Source organism: Pseudomonas sp. Sample_22 (assembly GCF_004307635.1).
GTDB lineage: Bacteria > Pseudomonadota > Gammaproteobacteria > Pseudomonadales > Pseudomonadaceae > Aquipseudomonas.
On the sequence record NZ_RCNY01000028.1, the window covers coordinates 1 to 1,650 of the forward strand.

Consider the following 1,650-nt stretch of genomic DNA (forward strand, 5'->3'; position numbering starts at 1 on the left):
TGCATATTGGCTCCGATGAATCATGGGGCGCCTTTGCAAATCTTAGGCAATTTCCCTGGCATGTGCATGCGTTCTTCGTAACCGCTGGGTTTTCATTGGCAATCGTTATGCCATCCTTGATTAATCGCAAAAAATCATTTGTATGGGCTCGCATAAAGGCCATGTATCCGCTTTACGCTTTAGCCCTATTTTTTGCGTTGATCAACTTGCTACCACACTGTCAGCCATCCACATTCTCTCCGGTCTTCCATTGGAACTCCCAGCCGGGAGACATGGGGCGAATGTTTTGTGAAGGCACGCCTCTACTGCAAGAGTCCTGGGCGGCCAATCTGCTCGCGACAATAACAATCTATCTTACAGGATTGTCGGCCACACCACTTTGGGGAGCATCGTGGTTCATGGGATTTTACCTATGGTTCACCTCTATGTATTTCCAATGCTTGCTGATTTTCCCCAGCATATATAATCTGCTGTATAAGCTGCGAAAAAAGACGAAACCATTATTATTGTTGAGCCTATTGGGCGTTAGCCTCAATGTGCTGATATTATTAGGTTTTTGGTACGGCTATGCAAAAAATGCGACTGGCTATGGCTTTTTTGACCAATCAACGGGTGAAAAATTAATCCCTAGCGCTCAACAAATGGATGCTGCGGACACTGATAATGCGGTATTGCTTGGATTCTACTTATTCTCACCATTTTGGATGGTTTACTTCGTGGTGGGCATGTGCGTTGCATTTTTATTTGATGCTGTTCGGCCCTATAATCAGGCACGTGCCTACTTATGGGGCTACGTCGCCGACGCCATAACCCTGTTGGTTGTCGCAGTCAGTACCGCGCATATCCTTCAGGGTTATATACCTCACGGATCGGCTGTTTCGCAGGCTTCTCTCGACACCTTTTTCCTACGTCCCGAAGCCGCTAATAATTTTGCAGACCCAGGCATCGTTAACAGAATCTGGGACGAAGTCGCCTCTCGGCTATTCGCACCCATTACATTGCTCTGGCTTTTTGCTCTAAGTACGGGGCAAGGTTTAACAGCAAAAATCTTACGATCGAATCCTATTTCTCAAAGCTTGGCCCCAGCAACTTATGCATGCTTTCTGTTTCATCAGGTGGTGGGACAGTGGTACTACGCCATTACGCGAAATGGCGAGTGGTGGAACTGGTGGAGTTATCGTAAAGATTTTTATTGGTTTAGCCCCCAGCCTGTCCCTGTGGAATGGTATGAATATTTCTATCTCGTCGGACTAGTGGTTATATTTGGAAAGCTCGTACAGCCTTGCGAGCCATTAATTAGACGTGGCTTTCAAAGCATGAGCATGCTCCTGGCAGGAAATAAGGTTCAGACAGAACATTCAAGCGATACATTGTCAGAAGTTTTGAAAATCATAGAACGCACAACAGGGATGGAAGCTAACCCTGATTTAAGCTTAGAGGAGTGTGGCTTGGCATCTCTCGGTGCTGTGCAATTTGCCAGTGCTCTGCGGGCTGAATTTTCTTCGGAGACGGTCAAAATTGAGCTGTCCGTATCGGACATCATATCAGCAGCTGATATTCGTGCTATTGCGTCTATTGTCGATGCCGCGAGGATACAGGCGCAACATCACGTAACTCAAGTTGTTTCTATGTCATAAAAACTACTCAACC

1 protein-coding gene is annotated in these 1,650 nt (G+C 46.4%); it reads left to right on the forward strand.

Annotated features, from left to right (window positions below; translation table 11 throughout):
• Window positions 1-1,637, forward strand: a 1,637-nt coding sequence (locus D8U73_RS06905; RefSeq protein WP_130904043.1) for an acyl carrier protein, incomplete at its 5' end; no start/stop codon positions are given.
• Window positions 1,638-1,650: the final 13 nt, after the last annotated feature.